The sequence below is a fragment of the Blautia massiliensis (ex Durand et al. 2017) genome (genome assembly GCF_001487165.1).
Lineage (GTDB): Bacteria > Bacillota > Clostridia > Lachnospirales > Lachnospiraceae > Blautia_A > Blautia_A fusiformis.
The window spans coordinates 2659394-2681348 of sequence record NZ_LN913006.1; the positions used below are offsets into that span (position 1 = coordinate 2659394).

Below are 21955 nucleotides of genomic sequence, written 5' to 3' on the forward strand. Positions count from 1 at the left end.
TCAGGGGGGGATTATCATGCAGGAAATTTTAGATATTTTTCTTGAGAAATCAAAGCAACATCATTCCAATATCATCTACGCACAGATATATAAAAATGATCTTCTAAAAGAAGAATTTAGACTTTTTCCGGTCAAAACCCGTTTAAATATATGGTCTATCAGCAAGCCTTTTGTTGCAATGGCCGCAGGTATCGCAGAACGTGAAGGACTGATCACTCTTGATGAATACATTTATCCTTGGTTTGAAAAATATTTCCCTTCCGACCCTTCTGAAAATCTGTACAAGATAAAGATCCGTGATCTTCTTACCATGTCATCCGGTCAGAAAGATCCGCTCTTTTTCTGCGATGGACCAGAGCGATACAGAGAAAAGGACTGGGTGAGATATTTCTTTCAGAATGATTCTTTTCCATATACACCCGGTACACATTTCGTATACAGCAACTTCTGTTCTTATATTTTGTCCGTCCTTATAGAAGAAAAATCCGGTACCGATTTGCTGAACTATCTGCGATATCGTCTACTTGAACCGATTGGAATTCCAAATCCGGACTGGACCCTTTGTCCTCAAGGACACTGTATGGCAGCCAATGGATTATACCTGACAATTGACGAGTTGGCGCGTTTTGGACATTTGCTTCTGCATGAGGGAGAATGTAACGGAAAACAGATCGTCCCAAAAAAATTCGTGATTGATGCCTGTCAGAAACATATCGATTCTTACAATCCACTGACGGAGCATCCGGATTACCAGAGCTATGGTTATGGTTATTTCATATATATGGGACCTATGGAAGATACACTGATCCTGTCCGGCAATTACGGCCAATACTGCGTCGTTGATAAAAAACGTCAGATGGTATCCTGTGTCATGTCCCTAGATGGCAATGACCACAAAAAAATCCGTGATGATCTGGTAGATTCCCTTGCAGAATATTACGGTGTGAAAATTTCACATATATAAAAAAATGCCACTCCCTCGGCAAATCATATGATATTCGCAATCCGCTAACGCTACTTGCTCATAAAAAAATGCCGCTTCCGCGGCCATATCATATGATATTCGCAATCCGCTAACGCTACTTGCTCATAAAAAAATGCCGCTCCCGCGGCATTTTTTTATATCACTAACCAATCCTCAACCATAGCTGTATTATGTAGCAGTACTGCCTCATTTCCCTTCGTTACAAAAATCCTCTGCACAAACACATCCACAACTTCGCCTTCCCGGACGGGTTCTTCGTCAAGGCTTCTTCTGGCGCTGAGTGTGGTGTTTCCTACACGGACTTTCAGTTCCAGGCTGCTGCCGCGGAATGCGACTCGTTCTACGATGCCCTCTGTTGCGGAGCTTTTATATTTCTGTTCCTCGTTCTTCTTAGTCACTTTTACAAACTCCGGACGGACAATGGCTTTTTCGCCTCCCGGAACTTCCTCGAAGTGATTGAACACCTGGTAATCATCGATCACAGAAGTCTGCCCGAAAAATCCCGCCGTAAACGCAGTATCCGGATTCTGATAAACCTCCAGTGGAGTTCCCTTCTGCTCGATCCGTCCACGGTTGGTAATAATAATTTCATCCGCCACCTCAATAGCCTCATCCTGGTCATGGGTAACAAAAATACTGGTGATCCCCAGCTTCTCGATCATATCCTTCAACCAACTTCGAAGCTCCGTACGAATCTTTGCATCGATCGCCGCAAAAGGCTCATCCAGAAGGAGAAGCTGCGGATTCGGAGCCAGAGCCCGGGCAAAAGCAACTCGCTGTCTCTGACCACCGGACATCTGACTCGGATATCTTTTCTCCAGGCCCTTCAGCCCGATCAGCTCTACCAGTTCCATAACCCTCTGCTTAATATACTTCTTGTCCGCCTTCTGCACCTTCAGGCCAAATGCAATATTATCATACACCGTCATATACCGGAAGAGAGCATAATTCTGGAACACAAATCCAATGCCTCGCTCGCTGGCAGGCACATCATTGACCACTCTTCCGTCGATGATGATCTCCCCGCTGTCTGGCTGCTCCAGACCGGCGATCATACGGAGAATCGTAGTTTTTCCGCTTCCGCTGGGCCCCAGAAGACCAATCAGCTTCCCCTTTTCGATACCAAAGCTTACGTTATCAGATGCCTTGTAATCCCCATATGTTTTATTGATATTTTTTAACTCAACGTACATCGCCTTTTTCCCCCTTTCCTTTATGCTCCAGAACATTTCTTGCGATCAGAAGGATCACCGCCAGGATCACCAGAATCGAAGAAACCGCAAATGCCGGAACATACTGGAATTCGTTATAAAGAATTTCCACATGCAGCGGAAGTGTATTTGTTTTTCCACGGAGATGTCCGGACAGTACGGACACAGCTCCAAACTCTCCCATGGCTCTGGCTGTACACAGCACAACACCATAGAGAAATGCCCACTTGATATGCGGAAATGTCACCTTGGTAAAAATCGTCCAGCCTTTTGCTCCCATCAGTGCTGCCGCCTCTTCCTCATCGGACCCTATGGATTCCAGAACCGGTATGATCTCTCTGGACACAAATGGAAACGTGACAAAGATCGTCGCTAGGATAATTCCCGGAACTGCAAACACGATCTGTATCCCTGCACTTTCAAGAACAGAATAAAGAGGACTCTGCTTTCCAAAAACCAGGATATAGATAAGACCTGCGATAACCGGTGATACTGTAACCGGAACATCGATCAAAGTGGTAAGGAGCTTTTTTCCCCGAAAATGAAATCTGGTCATTGCCCATGCCGCACACAGACCAAAGATCGTGTTACATACAACAGCCGCAGCCGTCGCCCCAATGGTCAGCTTCAGCGCTTTCAGCGTGTACTCATCTGTCACCGCCTGCACATAGCACTGCCAGCCCTTGCTCAGTGCCTGGGTTACAACAACCACCAGAGGCAGTACCAGCATCACAAAAAGAAAGATCACGGAAATCCCGATAAGGATCCATTTCACCGGCCCGGAAGCCTGCTTCTTTTTTTCATCCATTATGCATCCCTCCCTCTGATACGTTTCGTATTTCTTGCCTGCACCAGATTCACACCAAACAGGATCAGAAATGATACTGCCAGTGTAACCAGTGCGATAGCTGTTGCGCTTTCATAGTCAAACTCCTGAAGCTTTGACATGATGATCAGCGGCGTGATCTCTGTATAGTAAGGCTTGTTTCCTGCGATAAAAACAACGCTTCCGTATTCTCCCAGGCAACGTCCGAAGGCAAGTCCCGCCCCGGAAAGCATTGCCGGCAGAAGCTCAGGAAGAATAACTCTGCGAAAAACGGTGAATGGCTTTGCACCCATGACACGAGCCGCCTCCTCATAGGAACCGTCCAGCTTCTCCAGAACCGGCTGAATGGCCCTGACCACAAAAGGGATTCCCACAAAGATCAATGCCACCGTGATACCGATTCTGGTATATGCGATCTTAATACCGAAATTTGCAAAAAAGCTTCCCACCAGACCTTTATCGGATGTCAGGGATGTCAGTGAGATACCGGCAACTGCAGTCGGCAGTGCGAAAGGCAGCTCGATCATTCCATCCATGATCCTTTTTCCCGGAAAATCATATCTTACCAGCACCCACGCAAGGACCAGGCCCATAATAGCATTGATCACTGTGGCCGCAAATGCGGTAATAAAGCTTACATAGAATCCGGACAAAACCCTCGGCCGTGTGATCACCTCAATAAATTCCCGAAAACCCAGCCGCGCCGAATATACTGCCAAAGACGCAAGAGGGATCAGAACTACGATACTCAGCATCGCCAAAGTCACTCCCATTGTCAGTCCAAAGCCTGGTATCACACGTTTACTCTGTTGTTTCTTCATTTCTGTCTCCCCTCTTTTCTATTCTAAGTTTCTGATCTGTTACAAAATCTCAGGCTCTTCTACTCTTCATAGATCTCATCAAACACTCCGCCGTCTGCGAAATGCTTTTTCTGAACTGCATCCCAGCCGCCGAAATCTTTGATCGTTGTCAGCTTCACCTTCAGGTTAAAAGTATCTACATGCTTTTTCAGGATCGTCTGATCAACCGGCCTATAGTAATTCTCCGCGATCAGCTCCTGAGCTTCATCGGAATACAGATATTTCAGATATGCTTTCGCTGCTTCTGCATTATCATGCTTTTTCACATTTTCATCTACAACAGCAACGGATGGCTGTGCCAGGATACTGATGCCCGGCGTTACGATCTCGTAATCATCCGGATTGTCCCTTACAGAAAGAAACGCTTCATTTTCCCAGGCGATCAGCACATCCCCCTGCCCGTTTTCCACGAAAGAGGTTGTGGCACCTCTTGCTCCGGAATCCAGAACCAGGACATTTTTGTAAAGCTTCTTGATAAAGGCTTTCATCTCTGTCTCGTTGCCGTTATATTTCTCATTGGCATAAGCCCAGGCTGCCATGTAATTCCAGCGGGCACCACCGGAGGTTTTCGGATTGGGAGTGATCACCCCCACACCATCCTTTGTCAGATCATCCCAGTCGTGGATATTCTTCGGATTTCCCTTCCGAACAAGAAATACAATGGTGGAAGTATAAGGAGCACTGTCATCCGGATATTCATCGATCCAGCCCTTGTCGATCAGACCGGCATTCCGGATCGCATCGATATCATATTCCAGTGCAAGTGTCGCCACATCTGCAGGAAGTCCGTTGGAAATCTCAAGGGCTTGCTTTCCGGAACCGCCATGAGACTGAATCACATCCACACTCTGACCTGTTTCCTCTTTCCAATATTTTGAAAAAATCTTATTATATGCTTCATAAAATTCTCTGGTCGGATCATAGGACACATTGATGATCTCCACATGATTTTTATCCTTTGTATTGTTTCCCGATACTGCAAAAGTTCCTGCCAGTACCACTGCTGCCAGTGTGATACAGACACCTGCAATGCGTTTTCTTTTCATGATCTGTGTACTCCTTTACAACCACATTTTTATTTAGAAATCTTTTTCCCAACAATGTAACTGCTTCATTTCGCTGTCAAATCATACCTGTTCTTTCCGTTTACTGTGGTTCTGTAATTTTTTTATTTGAATTGAATACATTAAACCATATTATTCCCATTAATTAAATAGGAATATTTGAAAACGTTTTCACGAAATACTCTGGTCATAGCGCAACCGCATCCTGTCTGTCACTATATCTGCGCATCCGCAACACTCAGATACAATAATCGCTCCACATACTGTCCTCCACACTGCTGCAGCTGTTCCGTATCATCAGTCTGCCTTCCAGCTCCATTCGCACAATACCGGAATGCCCGCCCTTCAGCCGGTCCAGCAGCAGGTATAATGCAAATTTTCCCATATCCTCCTTGGGCAGACTCACCGTTGTCAGCATCGGTCTGGTAAACTGTGCCTCCTGTATATCATCGCTGGATATGATCGAAGGCATATAATACCTGTTCCGAAATTTATTCAGGCACTTCAGCATTCCGATCGCTGAAATATCATTGGCACAGTAGATTCCGGTTGGCATGTCGTCCGACTGAAAGAACTTTTCCATGGCCTCGTAGCCCTCGGCCTCAGTCTGCTTTGTTTCGATAACATACTCCGGTATCACATCCAGATCATGCTTCTTCAGTGTTTCCAGATACCCGTTATACCGGTCCTCGCTGTGACACTGGCCAATATAACCGATATTTTTGTGCCCCAGGGAGATCAGATATTCCACTGCCGCTGCTGCGATCTTTTTCCCATCGCAAAGGACCTCATCCACTTCATAATTGGTAGAATTCCGGTTCACCGATACCACACTCTTATACTTCTTATTCAGCTTCTTCAAAGCCTCTTTATTACATCTGCCGATGATGATCAGTCCGTCCCTTTTCCCTTCCACCTCATCATACATTCCGTCGATCAGCCGGTCCAGATTCTCCCTTCGGCACTTCCGGTCATCGGAAAACACAGACATATACCATACTTTGGAAAGAATGCAGTTTTTATCATGGATCTCACTTTCGATCACCCGAAGAAGCTCCGCAAAAAACGGATCCGTTGTGGAAGAATCGGTTCTTGTCATCAGGATATTGATGTACCAGGTTTTCTCCTGCTTTGCGGAAACGCCTTTTTTCAGATTCCGGGCCGCCTCGTTGGGCACATAATTCATCTCGATAGCTGTTTTCCATATCTTATCCCTGAGTCCGGAAACAGAACATTTATAATTGGGATTATTCAAAACTCTGGAAACCGTCGCCGGTGAAACCCCTGCCTTTTCTGCGATCTTCTTGATGGACATGTACCCGTCCCCTCCCTCTGAAAAAAGTCTACCCGCTACCAGTCCTGTAAGCTGCTCAACGTCATCTATGTAACTCAGCATCATCAGTGTAACAGAACTTTTTATCATTCCTTATTTCATAGTAATTAAATATGTTTTATATGATAATAAGAGTTTTAAAAAAAGTCAATCTTATTTTGTGAAAACGTGTTCTTTTTTGCTGCATCTTCCAGTAGACCACCCGGATTCTGCGCCTTGCCCATCTCATTTAGCATTACATTACCAAGCAAGGCGCACTACAAAAAAATACCTTACACAGAGTTACTGTGGAAGGTATTTTTTGCGATCATCACTTATTATTATCCTTTAATTTTCTTTTGATATATTCTTCTATCAATTCCAATAATTGTTTACCCGTTTCTATCTGTTCTTCTGCTTCTTCTCTTGTTGCAATATAAAAATCATCATAATCGCTGGCATGTCTGATTTCTTCTGCTTCTACGATTTTTCGTCCAAGTTTTCTGGGAAAAATCTCTGTTTTAATATAATTCTTATTGAAATTTGCTAATGCATCTTTATGACGTTTATATGCATTTCCATCTAGTGCATGTATTGCTGAAATTGCATGATAAATACCATAATATGCCCGATTATTAGCACCTCGAAATTCTTTTGCATTCAAAAGAATTTCCGCAGCTTTAATATCACTTTGGGCAGTTTCAATCCGATAAAAAATAAGATCTTTCTGCGTTCCTTTTTCATCAAGCTGCATCAAATAATTTTACCCCCTCTTTCTTTACATTTGCATAAAATGGATAAACATCAACCCAATTCAGAAAATGTTTTTCACTTTTTGCAATTGGCTTAATATCAAGATCATGATCCATATTAAAATCAAAAGTTTCTCCTGCCAATTCATGACGATACTGCTTAATATCTATATCAGACAGATCAAGGAGAATCATAATATCGATATCAGAATCTTCTCTATAATCTCCTCTGGCATATGAGCCGTATAAAATAACACTTTTCAAATGTTTCCCATATATTTTCTGTAATATTTTTGTGTATTGTTCCAACAATGTCTTCATCGATACCGGCATAATCCCGCCCCCTTCTATCTGATAAAACATCTTTATTCGATAACCACTATTTCTTCCATTTAATTATACGCTTTTATATCATTATTCCGCAATGAAATTTTTTCGACATAATTCTCCAGACATACAAAAACAGACTGAGAACCTAATATATATTCTTATCAAGCTCCAGTCTGTTTTGCGTGCTCAAATATATAAGATATAACTATGAGCAAATAACAAATGCGGATTGCTAATATCCCTTGAATTATTTAACCGTTACCTTACAGGTCAGTTTTTTAGAACCACTCTGAACGGTGATAGTTGCAGTTCCTTTTCTGATGCCTTTTACAACTCCTTTGGATGTGACAGTTGCGATTTTTTTGTTGGATGATCTATAAGTGACCTTCTCATCAGTATTTCTTGGTGTTGCAACGGCTTTGATGGTGAAGGTTTTTCCTCTGTTCACGGTCTTTGTTTTTGGTACACCGGTGAGTTTTGTTGTTTTGACTTTTGGCATTACCTTGATAGTAACAACTGATTTTTTGCTTCCGGCTTTTACTGTAATCTTTGCAGTTCCTACCTGTTTTCCTGTGACAACACCTTTGGAATTTACAGTTGCGATGTTCTTGTTTGAAGTGCTGTATGTAACCTTATCCTGACTTGTAATCGGGTCAAGAACTGGTTTCAGAGTTACTGTTTTTCCTTTGTAGATGCGGGTGGATTTCAGGTTTGTGATGTAGCGGGTGGATACCTTGCCTTTCTGAACAGTTATCATTACAGCAACTGATACTCCACTTTTTAAATTAATATCCACATACGTTTTTCCGGATCTGTTTTTTGCAGTAAGTTTGAATGTACCATTTTTGCTAACATTGGACACTGTTACAAGATTCTTATTTCTTGCTGTTACACTCTTTACATAATCTCCTTTTGTAAAACCAGAAGCACGGACTGCAGTTGTGGACTGACCATATTTCAGGGTGATCTGATCTACATTAACATGGACCGTATAAGTCAGAATTTCTCCAAATTCTATCTGTCCGCACCGCTTACAAGTTCTCTCATTCTGATAAGCCTCTGATGCATCTATCGGGTAGCTTTTTCCAATCTGGTATCCATGAGCACCTGTTGCAATCTCCCGCAATTTCCATTCTGACCATTCATGCCCCAGTATAGGAGTAATCAACTCATCATTCGGATCAGAAATCTCCTTTTTTGCCTCTTTGTCCAGAAAACACTTTCCGCATTTCATGCACTGATAGTATTCACGTCTGCCTGAGTTCCAGCAATTGGCAGCTAATCCCGGAACTAATTCCAGTTCATGGCCTGTTGCAGGATATACTACAGATTCTAATTCATTACCATCGTATGGATCATCATAATTTTTTCCACAAGATTCACAGTGCCAGTACTCCCTGTTTCCATCTTCAGTACAGGTTGCTTTTTTCCAGTCAACCCAGGTAAATTTATGTTCAAGCTTCTCGATTTTTGTCTCACCGGAAACTACAGTTCCTGCCTCATTGCCGAAATCTTTTCCGCATACATTGCAATGCCAGTATTCGATATTTCCCTCGTTTATACAAGTCGGCTCAACACTTACATAATGTGTTAACGGATCTGCGACATTATGGAATGCGAAGTTTTCTCCTGCTGCGTAGGTTTCGACTGTGGAACCTTTATGGCCTATGATCACAAGTGTACTGTTCTTCTCAGTATCTGAATTGTAGCCGATCGCACGTTTCTCGATTTTTACAGAATTTCCTGGAATATAAACACTTCTGAGCGCCTGACAGTCTTTAAATGCATCGGTGTCAATCTTGGTTACATTTTCTGGGATGGTGATGTCTGTAAGTTTTTCGCAGGATAAAAGTGTACCATATGCAACACTTGTCAGTTCTTTTGGTAACTGAATTGCTTCAAGACTGTAACAGCGTGAAAATGCATATTCACCAATTTCTGTTACACTGTTTGGAATTTCCAGGGTTTTTATTCTCTGACAATAATAAAACGCATTATTACCTATTTTTTTCAGGTTTTTAGGTAATTTTATACTTTCAATATAGTCATCATCATCAAATGTATTTGCCTTTATTTCGGTGATACTATCCGGAAGTTTAACAGTTTTTAGATTGTCATTACTTGCAAATGCATATTTTCCTATATCTGTTACGGATTCCGGAACTATCATCGTACTGTATTGACCACTTGAAAATGCACTGTCTCCGATCGTTTTCAGACCATTTGGTAATTTGAACTCTGTTACACCAGTATTATTAAATGCGCCAGTTTCAATCGTTGTCACTCCAGCTGGCAGATTAATTTCCGTCAGTCTTCCACAGCCTGAAAAAGCCGCTTCTCCAATTTCTGTGACACCGTCTGGAATTACAATACTGTTCAATCTTCCGCACCCTAAAAACATAGAATTATTTATACGTTTAAGTCCGGATGGAAGTATAACACTTCTCAAGTCTGAACAGTCGGAAAATACTCCTGTTCCTATATCTGTCAGACTATCCGGAAGTGAAACTTCCTTTATTCCAGTGTTATAAAACGCTGAATCCCCTATACTTTCAAGACTGTTTTGAAATGTAACGCTACCCAAAGCTGTGCAATCATAAAACGCTCCAGCTCCCACACTTGTTACACCTTCCGGAATTTCAATAGCTGTTAGGCTACTGCAATTATAAAAAGTATTCGCTTCTATACTTTTCAGATTTTTGGAAAGTGTTACATTGCTGAGCTTCTCACAATTTCCAAATGCGTTCTCTCCTAAAGTTGTCAGGCTATCCGGCAAAACAATATTGCTTAAGCTGCTGCAGTTCTCAAACGCAGCCTTTCCAATTGATGTCACACTGTTGGGAATATTAATACTGCTCAGACTATTGCAATTATAGAACGTACTTTCTTCAATAGTTGTAAGTCCCTCCGGTAATACAATATTATTCAGCTTTCCACATTGGCTAAATGCTCTCTGTTTTATTGATGTTACACTTTTAGGAATATTAATATTGCTCAGACTGCTGCAATACTGAAATGCACCTTCACCTATAGTCGTTACTCCATCCTTTAATACAACATCTTTCAGATTGCTGCATCCATAAAATGTCTCTCTTTCTATTGTTGACACACTCTTAGGAATATTAATACTGCTTAAACTATCGCAATTGCTGAATGCGCATTCTCCAATACTTGTCAGGTTTTCCGACAATATAATTGTACTTAAATTACTACAACCTGAAAATGTATAATTTCCCAAACTTGTTAAACTTTTTGGTAATGTAACACTGGTTAAATTCTTACAATCCTGAAATATACCATCCCATGACCCACAATTAAGAGAAGTAATTCCTTCTCCAATTTCTATGCTTTTAATCCTTTCATCATTTCTAAACTGCCAGGAAAATGCCACACCACTACCTTCAATCACAAGCCGTCCATCCCCATACAGCTTATAAGTAGCATTACTTCCACAGCTTCCACTGTCAACAACTTCCGAACTGTCGCCCGCACCAGCTATCACAGCTTCTCCATCTGAAAAACCATTTTCCACTTCTGCTTCCAGTTCTACATTCTCAGAGCTGTCTGCTTCTGTCTCTACATTCAGTTCCTCTGCACTGTCGTCAAACATCTCCAGATTACTGGCATCGTCAGCCTGCGCATTCTCCTCGGATCCTTCACTTTCAGTTTCTTCCTCGCCTTCTGCGTCTGACGCTGCAGCGACAGTTTCCTCACTTTCATCCGCTCCTGCAGTTTCATTTTCCGCTGCATCTACTGCAATTTCCGCTGTTGTCTCTGTCGCTGTATCTCCGTTTTCTGCTCCTGCTATTTTTGTTTCATCCGCCTGAAATTCCTCAGCCGCATACACAGACACTGTCTCCACCGGAGCCACCGCTGTTGTCAGGATCATAGCCGCAGACAGCAGCCATGCAATGTTCTTTTTCTTCATAGATTTCCCCCATTTTCCAATTCACATTTATAATAAAATTATAAATTTCCCATCACATTTAATCAAGCTTTGTTTAGAATATTTTTGTCATATTTTGTCTGTTTACAGACATTTTTTAACATTTTTTCTACTATAAAAACCCGGCAGCTGCACATGTGAAAACTCTCCATGTTTCATCTGCCGGGCTTCTGTTTTTATTTTCTTTTGTATTCTTTCACTGTTATGGCGATTTTACGTACGCCTGCTTCATCGTTACTTCACCGTTATCTTACAGTTCAGTTTTTTCGCTCCGCTCTGCACAGTGATCAAGGCCGTCCCTTTTCGGATTCCCTTTACAACACCTTTGGAATTTACCGTAGCGATCCTGCGATCCGAGGAACGGAAAAGAATCTTTTCGTCGCTGTAATACGGCACGGTCACTGCCTGGATCGTATATGTTTTTCCACGAAGTATGGTTTTTGTTTTGGGCACGCCGGTCATCTTTGCGGTCCTTACTGCGGCAGTATTGTTCAAAAAACGGAACCCATTTTTCTTTGCGTAAGTCTGAGCAGTAGAACCCTTTTTTCCGGCAATGACAAAAGTTTTATTTTTTCCACTATTGAAATTATAGCCGATCGCTTCTTTTTCTATCACTGTTTTACTGTTGAGGATCGTAATCTTTTTCATTGCCAGGCAATCATAAAAAGCATGGCTTCTGATCTTTTTCACACTGGCAGGTACTGTAATATTCCCCAGTTTTCGACAATTACTGAATACACCGTTCCCGATCTCTGTAAGCTTCTTCGGCAACGACACCTTTCTGAGATCTGTACAAAAAGAAAACGCACCTTCCCCAATAACCGTAACACTGTCTGGAAAGCTTACTCCTGTCAAACCGCAATGCCGAAAGGCCGCTCTTTCTATCCTGGAAACGCCCTGTCCAAGCGTAACCTTTTTCAGCTTCATATCCGCCTCAAATAACGATTCCGGTAATATTTTCACACTTCCCGGAATGCTGACAGATTCCAGATTGTTACAGTAACTGAAAGCATATTCATCAATTTTTGTCACAGTTTTCGGTACATCCAGGCTCATAAGCTTACTCTGGTAAAAAGCATATGCACCAATACTTTTCATTCCATCAGGAAGCTTGATCCTGGTGATCGCAGTATCTCCAAATGCTCTTACTCCAATACTCCGCAGAGTTCCCGGCAACGAAATCCTCTTCATATTTCTGCAGCCTGAAAAGGTTCTGTCACCGATTCCCGTGATCCCAGATGCAACGGTTACTGTTTTTATCATTGCTGATCTGTATGAAAAATCATCGGTAACCTTAACCTCCCCTTTTCCCTGTATCTGCAGGTTTCCATTGGAGTACAACCGGTAAACAGCTTTGCTTCCACAGGAGCCCTTCGCAACAAGCTTTGCAGTGCTCTGCGCACCTGCTGTCGATGCTTCCTGTGCATATTCAGCCGCATAACCAGTCTGTGCATGTACAGCCACAGAAGATACACAGGACCCTGTCAGGATCATTGCCGTTGATAACAGTATTGCGATTTTTTTCCCAAACATAAAAGCTCCCTCCCTGAGAATCGATCGGATATCCACGATCTTCTCTCATGCAGCACCAAAAGGACCGGCATACATCCGGTCCTCATGTTCATCATTTAGAATCTGTTGGTTAATCCAACCACATACATATCTTCTTTATATTCCGGAATCTTCACAAGAAGTCCCTCTGCAGTATCTTCAGTTTCTACCTTCACTGCCGGATCAAATGGTCTCAGCGCTCCGTGATAGCCCTTGATCAGGAATTCATTGGCACCTTCCTTCAGATGATCTGCAAACACATTCAGATTTCCGTCTTTCTGTGTATAATGGAGCTCGATTCCACTCTCAAGCAACTCAGATTCACGGTCACTGCAGCGTGTTCCGTAAATACCGTCATGGTTTACCTTCAGCCATGCACCCAGGATCTTCAGTCTTCTTACCTGCTCCTCCGGGATAGTTCCGTCTGCCTTCGGGCCGATGTTCAGGAGAAGATTTCCGTTATTTGCCACTGTTCCGACAAGAAGTGAGATCAGATCCGGAACAGAGATCAGCTTGTCATCGCCTTCGTTGGCATTATAACCGAAAGATAAGCCCATTCCACGGCACATCTCCCATTTCTCATTTCTGTTTACAGAACCGGATTTATATTCCTTAGTAAGGAAATCGTGATAACGTCCGTTGAAACGGTCATTTACCACACCCTCCGGAACCTTATTGTAATAATGTGCAAAGAAATACGGCATCATCTCTTCACTCTGTGTCGGCCATCCGATATCATTCCAGAACACACTCGGTGCATAATCATCAACAAGCTCTTTCATCTGATTATAGGAATAATCTGCATATGCAAATGTCGGGCTGGCTGTTCCAAACAGATCATCATCCTCAAAAATAGGATCGTTTGCATACTGCCAGTCGATCAGTCCGGAATAATACAGACCCATGCGGATTCCTGCGTCACGGACAGCTTCTGTCAGCTCACCGGTGATATTTCTCTTCGGTCCCATTTCTACGGAATTGAAATGTGTATATTTACTTGGGAACAGGCAGAATCCGTCATGATGCTTGGTTGTCAGAACAACATACTCCGCACCTGCTTCTTTGAAGATCTCTGCCCACTGCTTCGGATCCCAGTTTTCAGCTTTCCACATAGGAATAAAATCTTCGTATTTGAAATCTTTTCCGTATTTTTCTATATGATGCTTATATGTAGGGCCTTTTCCAATGTTCAGAGAATTGTAATACCATTCTGCATACGGATTATCCGCAAACCATTCCTTGGAATCAACCTCTCCCAGCTCCCATGTATGCGGTGCAAATGCCGGCACGGAATAAATTCCCCAATGGATAAAAATTCCAAATTTACAATCCTCATACCATTTTGGAACTGTGTGTGCATTTACAGAGTTCCAGTTTCCTGTGAATCTTACATCTCCCATAATTAAAATACCTTATCCTTTCTGTCCTTTCAAAAAGACATTATAATTTACTCGCTTCCCCCAACAGCTATTCTACTGTGATCTTCAATACCACCGGCATATCTCCCGCCTCAATAACCCCTCTTCCGCAGGAAATATCCAGTTCTTTATTTCTCGCAAATGCCGGATGCAGATCTGTTCCGAGGATCTCAATATCCCGGATCGTGGATTTCAAAAGCTTCATATCATTGCCAAGAGCTTTGATATGGATCTCTCCATCCTCCGGCCAGTGCAGAACAGTCGCATAAATATGATTGCTCTTACTTGTAAAACGGATATCCTCAGAAGTAAAGTGCTTATCATAGGTATCCGTGAAATGTCCTTCCGGAACCACCGTCGGTCCCTCTCCGAATATCTTCCAGTATCTGGTTCCGTATATCGCCTCTCCGTTTACCTTCAGCCATTTTCCCATTTCTCTCAGGCTATGTGCATCCTCTTCCGGAATTGTTCCATCCGGCTTCGGTCCGATATTAAGAAGAAGTGCACCATTTTTGCTGACTACATCGATCAGATCCAGCACTACATCGGAAGGCTTCTTATAATCATTTCCAATGGTATAGCCCCAGGAATTCTTAGCTACAGACGTATCATTCTGCCACAGATCCGGTGTGATATGGTCTAACTGACCTCTTTCCAGATCATTGACTGCGCTGCCGTAAACATATGCGTCAAATTTGGCATCAATGGCTGTTTCTTTTCCCCACTGTGCAGAACGGTTGTAATAATATGCTGCAAATTTACGAAGATACGGTTTCCATGCATACTGCTGGATCCACCAGTCAAAATACACGATGGATGGCTGATATTTATCCACGATCTCGCAGGTGCGGACAAGCCAGTCCTGCATATGCTCCTCTGTCGGAGGATTGTCATAAATATCACTCATATCTCTGGTGATTCCTGCTGCCGGCCCATAAAGATCCGCATATTCCGGATCATTGACATCAGCCTCCGGGATCTGACGACCTCCATTAAAGAACCAGTAATGCTCTGCTCTGTGAGAAGAAGCACCGAGAACCATTCCCTCTTTCTCAACCTCTGTCTTCAGCTCTCCGAGAATATCTCTTTTCGGTCCCATCTCAGCAGCGTTCCAGCGACAAAGGTCACTTGCATACATCTGAAATCCATCGTGATGCTCCGCTACCGGAACTACGAATTTCGCCCCCGCCTCTTTAAATAAGGCCGCCCATTCCTTCGGATCAAACTTCTCAGCCTTAAACTGAGGAATAAAATCCTTGTAGCCGAATTTATCCAGAGTTCCGTATTTCTCTGTATGATGCAGGTTCTCCTTAGAGCCTTTCACATACATATTTCTGGGATACCATTCATTTCCGAAAGCCGGAACACTGTAAACACCCCAGTGGATAAAAATTCCGAATTTATCTCTTGCATACCACTTCGGCGTAGGATGCTCACAGAGAGAATCCCAGGTATCCGTGTACGGTCCCTGTGCGATCACCTCATCGATCAGAGAAAGGTATTCTTCTTTTTTCATCTGTTCGTCCTCTTTACATCTTTTATTTATATTGTATGGATGTCTCTATGTTATCATCAAACCTTTTGGTTGTATATGCCCAACAATCCACAAATAAAACGTTTCGTTTTTATACAAAACATACAACAAAAAAAGACCTTGATGATGTTTTTGTTCCAACTTCATCAAAGTCTTTTCTTTTTTACATAATATTCTCTTCGATCACCTTTTCGATCCGTCTCTTCACTTCTTCTGCGAGCTCTGTGGTATGCATATCTTTGTATTCCTCATAATACATCGGAGGAAGGATATGCACCTGTACGGTGATCCTCTCTGTAGAACCGGTATCAAAAGCCTTAAAGGAATCGATCAGTGCAACCGGAACGATCGGGCATTTCGTCTTGGTGGCAGTCTTGAAGCTGCCGCCCTTGAACGGTCCCGGATGATTTCCGTTTTTACTTCTGGTTCCCTCCGGAAAGATCAGATAATTACGACCAGCCTTCACTTCCCGTATTACATTGACAATGACCTGCATGGACTGCTTCAGGTCTTCCCTGTCAATGATAAAGGCCTTCATACAGGCAAAAACCTGCTTCAGAAAAGGAATCTCTCCAACTTCCTTCTTGGCAACTACCGAAAAAGGAACCGGGCATGCCCGGATGATCGCCAGCACATCAAACAGTCCCTGGTGATTCGGAAAAAACATAAATCCCTTTTCTTTTGGGATATTTTCAGCTCCATGCACATCAATATGGATATTTCCGCCTTCGATGGCATGCTCATCTACCAGTCTCAGGAATGCGTATTTCTTCTCTTCCGGATAATCATCTGTATGCGCTGCATACCAGCAAAGCTTGATCCACCAGTAAGGAACAAAGACTATATTTCTGAGCACCATCAGCAAAATCCGCTTCATTCTTACATCCTCCCGCCTCTGCTTTATCCGTTCAGTTTCCCTGCGATCTTATCCTCGTATCCCGGATTCTTTTTCAGAAAAACCTCATAAGCCTTTGTATAATCTGTATAGGTTTTCGTAGTCATAAATTTCTGATAATCCTTGGCAGCCTGCTGGCTGATCTTATCTGAAATCTCAGAAGGCGCATACAGATAATACTTTTTGTCCTGGACCTTTACAAGATAGGTACTGATACATGGATATTCCTGCTCGTTCTCCAGAACAAGATTATAGCGGATATAAACATAAGAATAATTTTTGTTTTCAGAAATGGAGCCACAGCTGTCGATATTTACATCCTTTACTCCATGGGCCTGAAAATATTTTATCGTGGAGGAAATCTCTGTTTTCGCCTCATCCGATAACTTATCCGCACTGTAACAGCTCTGCATCTTTTTATTCTTGCCTGCTGCTGCCGCTTTGATGTAGCCTTCCACAACCCCCTCCGGAGTTCTGTGGCTGATCTTTCCGCAACCTCTGGCCGCCAGAACGATCACCAGCAGGATCAGAATGATCCCCGCCAGTGTCGCAATGTGGACAAAATTCAGTTTTTTATTAGAGTATTTCAGCTTCTTTACTGATTTTTTTCTGCGTTTTTTCTTTGTCGTCGTCATGACTTATCCTCGACCTTATTCCTCTTCACTGCCTGTGACAGCTTCCTCTGCAGAGCCTTCTTCGTTATCGCCGGTTTCTCCGTCAGCTTTTTCGGTAGTTGTATCTGCTTCCGGATCTTTATCTCTTACCTTGGCGATACTTGCAACGGTTACACCCTCTGTAAGATTGATCATCTTCACACCGGAGGTGATCCTTCCAAGAACAGAGATATCCGCACACTGCAGACGGATAATGATACCCTCTGTAGTGATCATCATGATCTCGTTCTCTTCGTTGACAGCCTTGGCGCCAACAACATTTCCGGTCTTCTCGGTGATCTTGTAGCACTTCACACCCTTACCGCCACGGTTCTGGACAACGAACTCACTCATAGCTGTACGTTTGCCCATTCCGTTCTCGGAAACTACAAGCAGATAATCTCCCTGAGTGTTCAGCTGCATGGCAACAACTTCATCACCGTCAGTAAGATTCATACCTCTTACTCCCATGGACGCACGGCCTGTGCTGCGGACATCCGTTTCCTTAAAGCGGATACACTGTCCGTCCCTGGTCACAAGAATAATATCTTTATTATTATCAGTAGCCTTAACCTCGATCAGCTCGTCATCATCACGAAGAACGATTGCTGTAAGACCTGTCTTACGGACATTCTCGTAATCCTTGATCGGAGTTTTCTTCACAAGGCCTTTCTTGGTGGCCATCATCAGATAATGCCCCTCTTCATATTTACGAAGCGGGATCACAGCTGTGATCTTTTCTCCCGGTGCAAGCTGCAGAAGATTGATGATCGCAGTTCCTCTGGCTGTACGACCAGCCTCCGGGATCTCATATACCTTCAGTCTGTATACACGTCCTGTATTAGTAAAGAACATGAGATAATGGTGCGTTGTCGTCATCAGAAGCTCTTCGATATAGTCATCCTCAATCGTCTGCATACCCTTGATTCCTCTGCCGCCACGGTTCTGGCTGCGGAAGTTGTCAACGGTCATACGCTTGATATAACCAAGCTTTGTCATTGCGATCACTGTATTTTCTCTCGGGATCAGATCCTCTGTAGAGATATCATATACATCGTATCCGATGGAAGTCTTTCTGTCATCGCCGTATTTCTCTGCAATGGCAAGGATCTCCTCTCGGATCACCCGGAGAAGGAGCTTGCGGTCAGCAAGGATTGCCTGGAACTTGCGGATCTTCTCCATAAGCTCTGCATACTCAGCCTCCAGCTTCTCTCTTTCCAGACCTGTCAGTGCACGGAGACGCATATCCACGATCGCCTGTGCCTGCACATCTGTCAACTCAAAACGGTCGATCAGCTCCTGCTTGGCGATCTGTACGTTGCGGGAACCACGGATGATGCGGATCACTTCGTCAATATTATCAAGTGCCTTCAGAAGGCCCTCCAAAATATGGGCTCTCTCCTGTGCCTTATTAAGATCATACTGTGTTCTTCTGCGAACTACATTCTCCTGATGCTCCAGATAGTACTCCAGCATCTCTTTCAGGTTCAGAACCTTCGGTTCCATACTTCCATGATTTGGAACAAGAGAAAGCATGATCACACCAAAAGTATCCTGCAGCTGTGTATGCTTGTAAAGCAGATTCAGGATCACGTTGGCATTGGCATCCTTACGAAGATCAATACAGATTCGCATACCCTCACGGCTGGAATGGTCGTTCAGGTCTGTGATCCCGTCGATCTTTTTGTCACGGACAAGCTCTGCGATCTTCTCGATCAGACGTGCCTTGTTTACAAGGTACGGGAGCTCGGTAACCACGATACGGGATTTACCGTTTGGCAAAGTCTCGATATTCGTCACCGCACGGACACGGATCTTGCCACGTCCGGTACGGTAAGCTTCCTCGATCCCTCTCGTTCCGAGGATGGTCGCTCCTGTAGGGAAATCCGGTCCCTTTACGATCTCAAGAAGCTCCTCCATAGCTGTTTCTCTGTCTTCTTCTACAATGTTATCAATGATCTTAACAACTGCATTGATAGTTTCACGAAGGTTATGCGGCGGAATATTGGTTGCCATACCTACCGCAATACCTGTAGTACCGTTTACTAAAAGGTTCGGAAAACGTGCCGGAAGTACAACCGGCTCACGCTCTGTTTCATCAAAGTTCGGCTGAAAATCAACCGTATCCTTGTTGATGTCAGCAAGCATCTCCATGGATATCTTGCTGAGACGTGCCTCTGTATATCGCATGGCAGCCGCACCGTCACCATCCACGGAACCAAAGTTTCCATGCCCGTCAACCAGCGGATATCTTGTGGACCATTCCTGAGCCATATTGACCAGCGCACCATAGATGGAGCTGTCACCGTGCGGATGATATTTACCCATGGTATCACCGACAATACGCGCACATTTTCTGTGTGGCTTGTCAGGACCATTATTCAGCTCGATCATAGAGTACAGAACTCGACGCTGTACCGGCTTCAGACCGTCTCTTACATCAGGCAAAGCTCGTGAGGCGATAACACTCATGGCATAGTCGATGTAAGATTCCTTCATCGTTTTTTCCAGATCCACTTCGTGGACTTTGTCAAAAATATTATCTTCCATTCTTCTTTATTCTCCTAGATATCAAGATTCTTAACGAATCTTGCATTTTCTTCGATAAATTCACGTCTTGGCTCTACCTTGTCTCCCATAAGAGTGGTAAATGTCAGATCGATCTCAGATGTGGCAGCTTCGTCCATGGTCACACGGAGAAGGATTCTCTTCTCAGGGTCCATAGTAGTCTCCCAGAGCTGCTCGGCATCCATCTCACCCAGACCTTTATAACGCTGGATCTTATTGTTTCCGTCACGTCCGATCTCGGTAAGGATATTGTTCAGCTCATCATCGTCATATGCATACCATACCTTTTTGTTCTTCTCCACTTTATAGAGAGGAGGCTGCGCCAGGTATACATATCCCTGCTTGATCAGCTCCGGCATGAAACGATACAGGAAGGTCAGAAGCAGTGTTGCGATATGCGCACCGTCAACATCGGCATCGGTCATAATGATGATCTTGTGATAACGAAGCTTGGAAATATCAAAATCCTCATGGATTCCGGTTCCGAAGGCAGTGATCATTGCCTTGATCTCTTTGTTTCCGTAAATCTTATCCAGACGTGCCTTCTCAACATTCAGGATCTTACCACGCAGCGGAAGGATTGCCTGTGTGGCACGGTTTCTCGCTGTCTTGGCAGAACCGCCCGCGGAATCTCCCTCTACGATATAGATCTCACAGTTCTCCGGATTCTTGTCAGAACAGTCTGCAAGCTTTCCAGGAAGTGACATGCTGTCCAGTGCGGATTTTCTTCTTGTAAGGTCACGTGCCTTTCTGGCTGCCTCTCTGGCTCTCTGTGCAAGAACAGATTTCTCAACGGTAGCCTTGGCAACTGCAGGATTCTGCTCCAGGAAAATCTCCAGCTGTTTACTTACAACACTGTCTACCGCACCTCTTGCCTCACTGTTTCCAAGCTTCTGCTTGGTCTGACCCTCAAACTGCGGATTCTCGATCTTAACACTGACGATCGCAGTCAGGCCCTCACGGATATCATCACCGCTTAAGTTCGGCTCACTGTCCTTGAGAAGCTTGTTCTTACGTGCATAATCATTAAATGTATTGGTGATCGCATTACGGAAACCGGTAATGTGTGTACCGCCCTCCGGTGTATTGATATTGTTTACAAAGCCATAGGTGTTCTCTGTATAGGAGTCATTATGCTGCAGCGCAACCTCTACAGACACGCCGTCCTTCTCACCCTCACAGTAAATGATCTCCGGGTAAAGAGCCTCCTTGCTTCTGTTCAGGTAGCTTACAAACTCACGGATACCCCCCTCATAGTGGAATACCTTCTCGCGCTCCTGACCCTCTCTCTTATCCTCCAGAACGATACGAAGACCCTTAGTCAGGAAAGCCATCTCACGAAGTCTCTGTTTCAGGATATCATAATCATAAACAGTCTCCTCAAAGATCTCCTTGTCCGGAAGGAAATAAACCTTCGTTCCTGAAAGCCCCGGATCACAGTCACCTACCACCTTCAGCGGGTACATAGTCTTGCCACGCTCATATCTCTGTTTGTATTCCTTACCCTCTCGGTAGATGATAACCTCCAGCCATTCGGAAAGTGCATTTACAACAGATGCACCAACACCGTGAAGACCACCGGAAACCTTATATCCTCCACCGCCGAACTTACCGCCTGCGTGAAGAATGGTAAATACAACCTCAACTGCCGGAATACCAGCCTTATGATTGATACCAACCGGAATACCACGACCATTATCTGTAACTGTAATGGAATTATCCGGATTGATATCTACATGGATCTCCGTACAAAAACCAGCCAGTGCTTCATCGACTGCGTTATCCACGATCTCATATACGAGATGATGAAGTCCACGGCTGGAGGTACTTCCGATATACATTCCAGGCCTCTTACGTACGGCTTCCAGTCCTTCCAGGATCTGGATCTGATCCGCGCCGTATTCTGTATTCTCTGCGCCCATGTCATTCCTCCTGTTCTTGTCGTCCGGACGTGTTTGAAAATTCATTTCTGCAGAACCATAGCAGCTTCAGAAATCATTACATCAAATCCTGAGCAAGATAAACTGATCTGTTAATTTCAGGAAATACT

16 protein-coding genes are annotated in these 21955 nt (G+C 43.8%); 1 reads left to right on the plus strand and 15 read right to left on the minus strand.

Annotated features, from left to right (window positions below; all coding sequences use genetic code 11):
• Nucleotides 1-16 precede the first annotated feature (16 nt).
• Entirely contained in the window at nt 17-964 is a 948-nt protein-coding gene (locus tag BN3261_RS13200) for a serine hydrolase domain-containing protein (protein ID WP_059086485.1), read from the plus strand.
• 155 nt (nt 965-1119) lie between these two features.
• Here BN3261_RS13200 and BN3261_RS13205 read toward each other — a convergent pair whose 3' ends face one another.
• The 15 genes from BN3261_RS13205 to gyrB form a co-directional block, all read right to left on the minus strand.
• Nucleotides 1120-2178 (minus strand): ABC transporter ATP-binding protein, encoded by a 1059-nt coding sequence (locus BN3261_RS13205; protein WP_059086486.1) that lies wholly within the window; start codon nt 2176-2178, stop codon nt 1120-1122.
• Complete coding sequence (gene cysW / locus BN3261_RS13210; RefSeq protein ID WP_059086487.1) at nt 2168-3004, minus strand: sulfate ABC transporter permease subunit CysW; 837 nt, start codon at nt 3002-3004, stop codon at nt 2168-2170. The genes BN3261_RS13205 and cysW overlap by 11 nt, the downstream gene beginning before the upstream one ends.
• Nucleotides 3004-3843 carry a sulfate ABC transporter permease subunit CysT gene (gene cysT, locus BN3261_RS13215; RefSeq protein WP_059086488.1) on the minus strand — a complete coding sequence of 280 codons (840 nt, stop codon included), beginning with the start codon at nt 3841-3843 and terminating at the stop codon, nt 3004-3006. The genes cysW and cysT overlap by 1 nt, the downstream gene beginning before the upstream one ends.
• A 59-nt stretch (nt 3844-3902) precedes the next feature.
• Nucleotides 3903-4928 (minus strand): sulfate ABC transporter substrate-binding protein, encoded by a 1026-nt coding sequence (locus BN3261_RS13220; RefSeq protein ID WP_059086489.1) that lies wholly within the window; start codon nt 4926-4928, stop codon nt 3903-3905.
• A 256-nt stretch (nt 4929-5184) separates the two neighbouring features.
• On the minus strand, nt 5185-6369 hold the full coding sequence (locus tag BN3261_RS13225; RefSeq protein WP_235812385.1) for a LacI family DNA-binding transcriptional regulator: 1185 nt from the start codon (nt 6367-6369) through the stop codon (nt 5185-5187).
• 220 nt (nt 6370-6589) lie between these two features.
• A complete protein-coding gene (locus BN3261_RS13230) occupies nt 6590-7015 on the minus strand; it encodes a HEPN domain-containing protein (protein WP_059086490.1) in 426 nt (141 codons plus the stop codon).
• Complete coding sequence (locus tag BN3261_RS13235) at nt 7002-7343, minus strand: nucleotidyltransferase domain-containing protein (RefSeq protein WP_015526591.1); 342 nt, start codon at nt 7341-7343, stop codon at nt 7002-7004. The genes BN3261_RS13230 and BN3261_RS13235 overlap by 14 nt, the downstream gene beginning before the upstream one ends.
• 244 nt (nt 7344-7587) lie before the next feature.
• Nucleotides 7588-11268, minus strand: a complete 3681-nt coding sequence (locus BN3261_RS13240) for a leucine-rich repeat protein (RefSeq protein ID WP_059086491.1) — start codon at nt 11266-11268, stop codon at nt 7588-7590.
• A 252-nt stretch (nt 11269-11520) separates the two neighbouring features.
• The gene (locus tag BN3261_RS13245; RefSeq protein WP_059086492.1) at nt 11521-12819 is read right to left on the minus strand and encodes a leucine-rich repeat protein; all 1299 of its coding nucleotides are present in this window, start codon (nt 12817-12819) and stop codon (nt 11521-11523) included.
• Nucleotides 12820-12914: 95 nt separating this feature from the next.
• Entirely contained in the window at nt 12915-14237 is a 1323-nt protein-coding gene (locus BN3261_RS13250; RefSeq protein WP_059086493.1) for an alpha-L-fucosidase, read from the minus strand.
• A 67-nt stretch (nt 14238-14304) separates the two neighbouring features.
• Nucleotides 14305-15771, minus strand: coding sequence for an alpha-L-fucosidase (locus BN3261_RS13255; RefSeq protein WP_059086494.1), 1467 nt, complete (start codon nt 15769-15771; stop codon nt 14305-14307).
• A 181-nt stretch (nt 15772-15952) separates the two neighbouring features.
• Entirely contained in the window at nt 15953-16666 is a 714-nt protein-coding gene (locus BN3261_RS13260) for a lysophospholipid acyltransferase family protein (RefSeq protein WP_021651689.1), read from the minus strand.
• Between the two features lie 23 nt (nt 16667-16689).
• The gene (locus BN3261_RS13265; protein WP_021651690.1) at nt 16690-17319 is read right to left on the minus strand and encodes a hypothetical protein; all 630 of its coding nucleotides are present in this window, start codon (nt 17317-17319) and stop codon (nt 16690-16692) included.
• A gap of 15 nt (nt 17320-17334) precedes the next feature.
• Entirely contained in the window at nt 17335-19887 is a 2553-nt protein-coding gene (gene gyrA, locus BN3261_RS13270; protein ID WP_059086495.1) for a DNA gyrase subunit A, read from the minus strand.
• A gap of 14 nt (nt 19888-19901) precedes the next feature.
• Nucleotides 19902-21827, minus strand: a complete 1926-nt coding sequence (gene gyrB, locus BN3261_RS13275; RefSeq protein ID WP_059086496.1) for a DNA topoisomerase (ATP-hydrolyzing) subunit B — start codon at nt 21825-21827, stop codon at nt 19902-19904.
• Nucleotides 21828-21955: the final 128 nt, after the last annotated feature.

Coding starts and splice junctions, on each gene's coding strand:
- BN3261_RS13225 (WP_235812385.1), bottom strand. CDS start 6,369: ATGATAAAAAGTTCTGTTACACTGATGATGCTGAGTTACATAGATGAC.
- cysT (WP_059086488.1), bottom strand. CDS start 3,843: ATGAAGAAACAACAGAGTAAACGTGTGATACCAGGCTTTGGACTGACA.
- gyrA (WP_059086495.1), bottom strand. CDS start 19,887: ATGGAAGATAATATTTTTGACAAAGTCCACGAAGTGGATCTGGAAAAA.
- BN3261_RS13245 (WP_059086492.1), bottom strand. CDS start 12,819: ATGTTTGGGAAAAAAATCGCAATACTGTTATCAACGGCAATGATCCTG.
- BN3261_RS13260 (WP_021651689.1), bottom strand. CDS start 16,666: ATGAAGCGGATTTTGCTGATGGTGCTCAGAAATATAGTCTTTGTTCCT.
- BN3261_RS13235 (WP_015526591.1), bottom strand. CDS start 7,343: ATGCCGGTATCGATGAAGACATTGTTGGAACAATACACAAAAATATTA.
- BN3261_RS13240 (WP_059086491.1), bottom strand. CDS start 11,268: ATGAAGAAAAAGAACATTGCATGGCTGCTGTCTGCGGCTATGATCCTG.
- BN3261_RS13250 (WP_059086493.1), bottom strand. CDS start 14,237: ATGGGAGATGTAAGATTCACAGGAAACTGGAACTCTGTAAATGCACAC.
- gyrB (WP_059086496.1), bottom strand. CDS start 21,827: ATGGGCGCAGAGAATACAGAATACGGCGCGGATCAGATCCAGATCCTG.
- BN3261_RS13200 (WP_059086485.1), top strand. CDS start 17: ATGCAGGAAATTTTAGATATTTTTCTTGAGAAATCAAAGCAACATCAT.
- BN3261_RS13205 (WP_059086486.1), bottom strand. CDS start 2,178: ATGTACGTTGAGTTAAAAAATATCAATAAAACATATGGGGATTACAAG.
- BN3261_RS13255 (WP_059086494.1), bottom strand. CDS start 15,771: ATGAAAAAAGAAGAATACCTTTCTCTGATCGATGAGGTGATCGCACAG.
- cysW (WP_059086487.1), bottom strand. CDS start 3,004: ATGGATGAAAAAAAGAAGCAGGCTTCCGGGCCGGTGAAATGGATCCTT.
- BN3261_RS13220 (WP_059086489.1), bottom strand. CDS start 4,928: ATGAAAAGAAAACGCATTGCAGGTGTCTGTATCACACTGGCAGCAGTG.
- BN3261_RS13265 (WP_021651690.1), bottom strand. CDS start 17,319: ATGACGACGACAAAGAAAAAACGCAGAAAAAAATCAGTAAAGAAGCTG.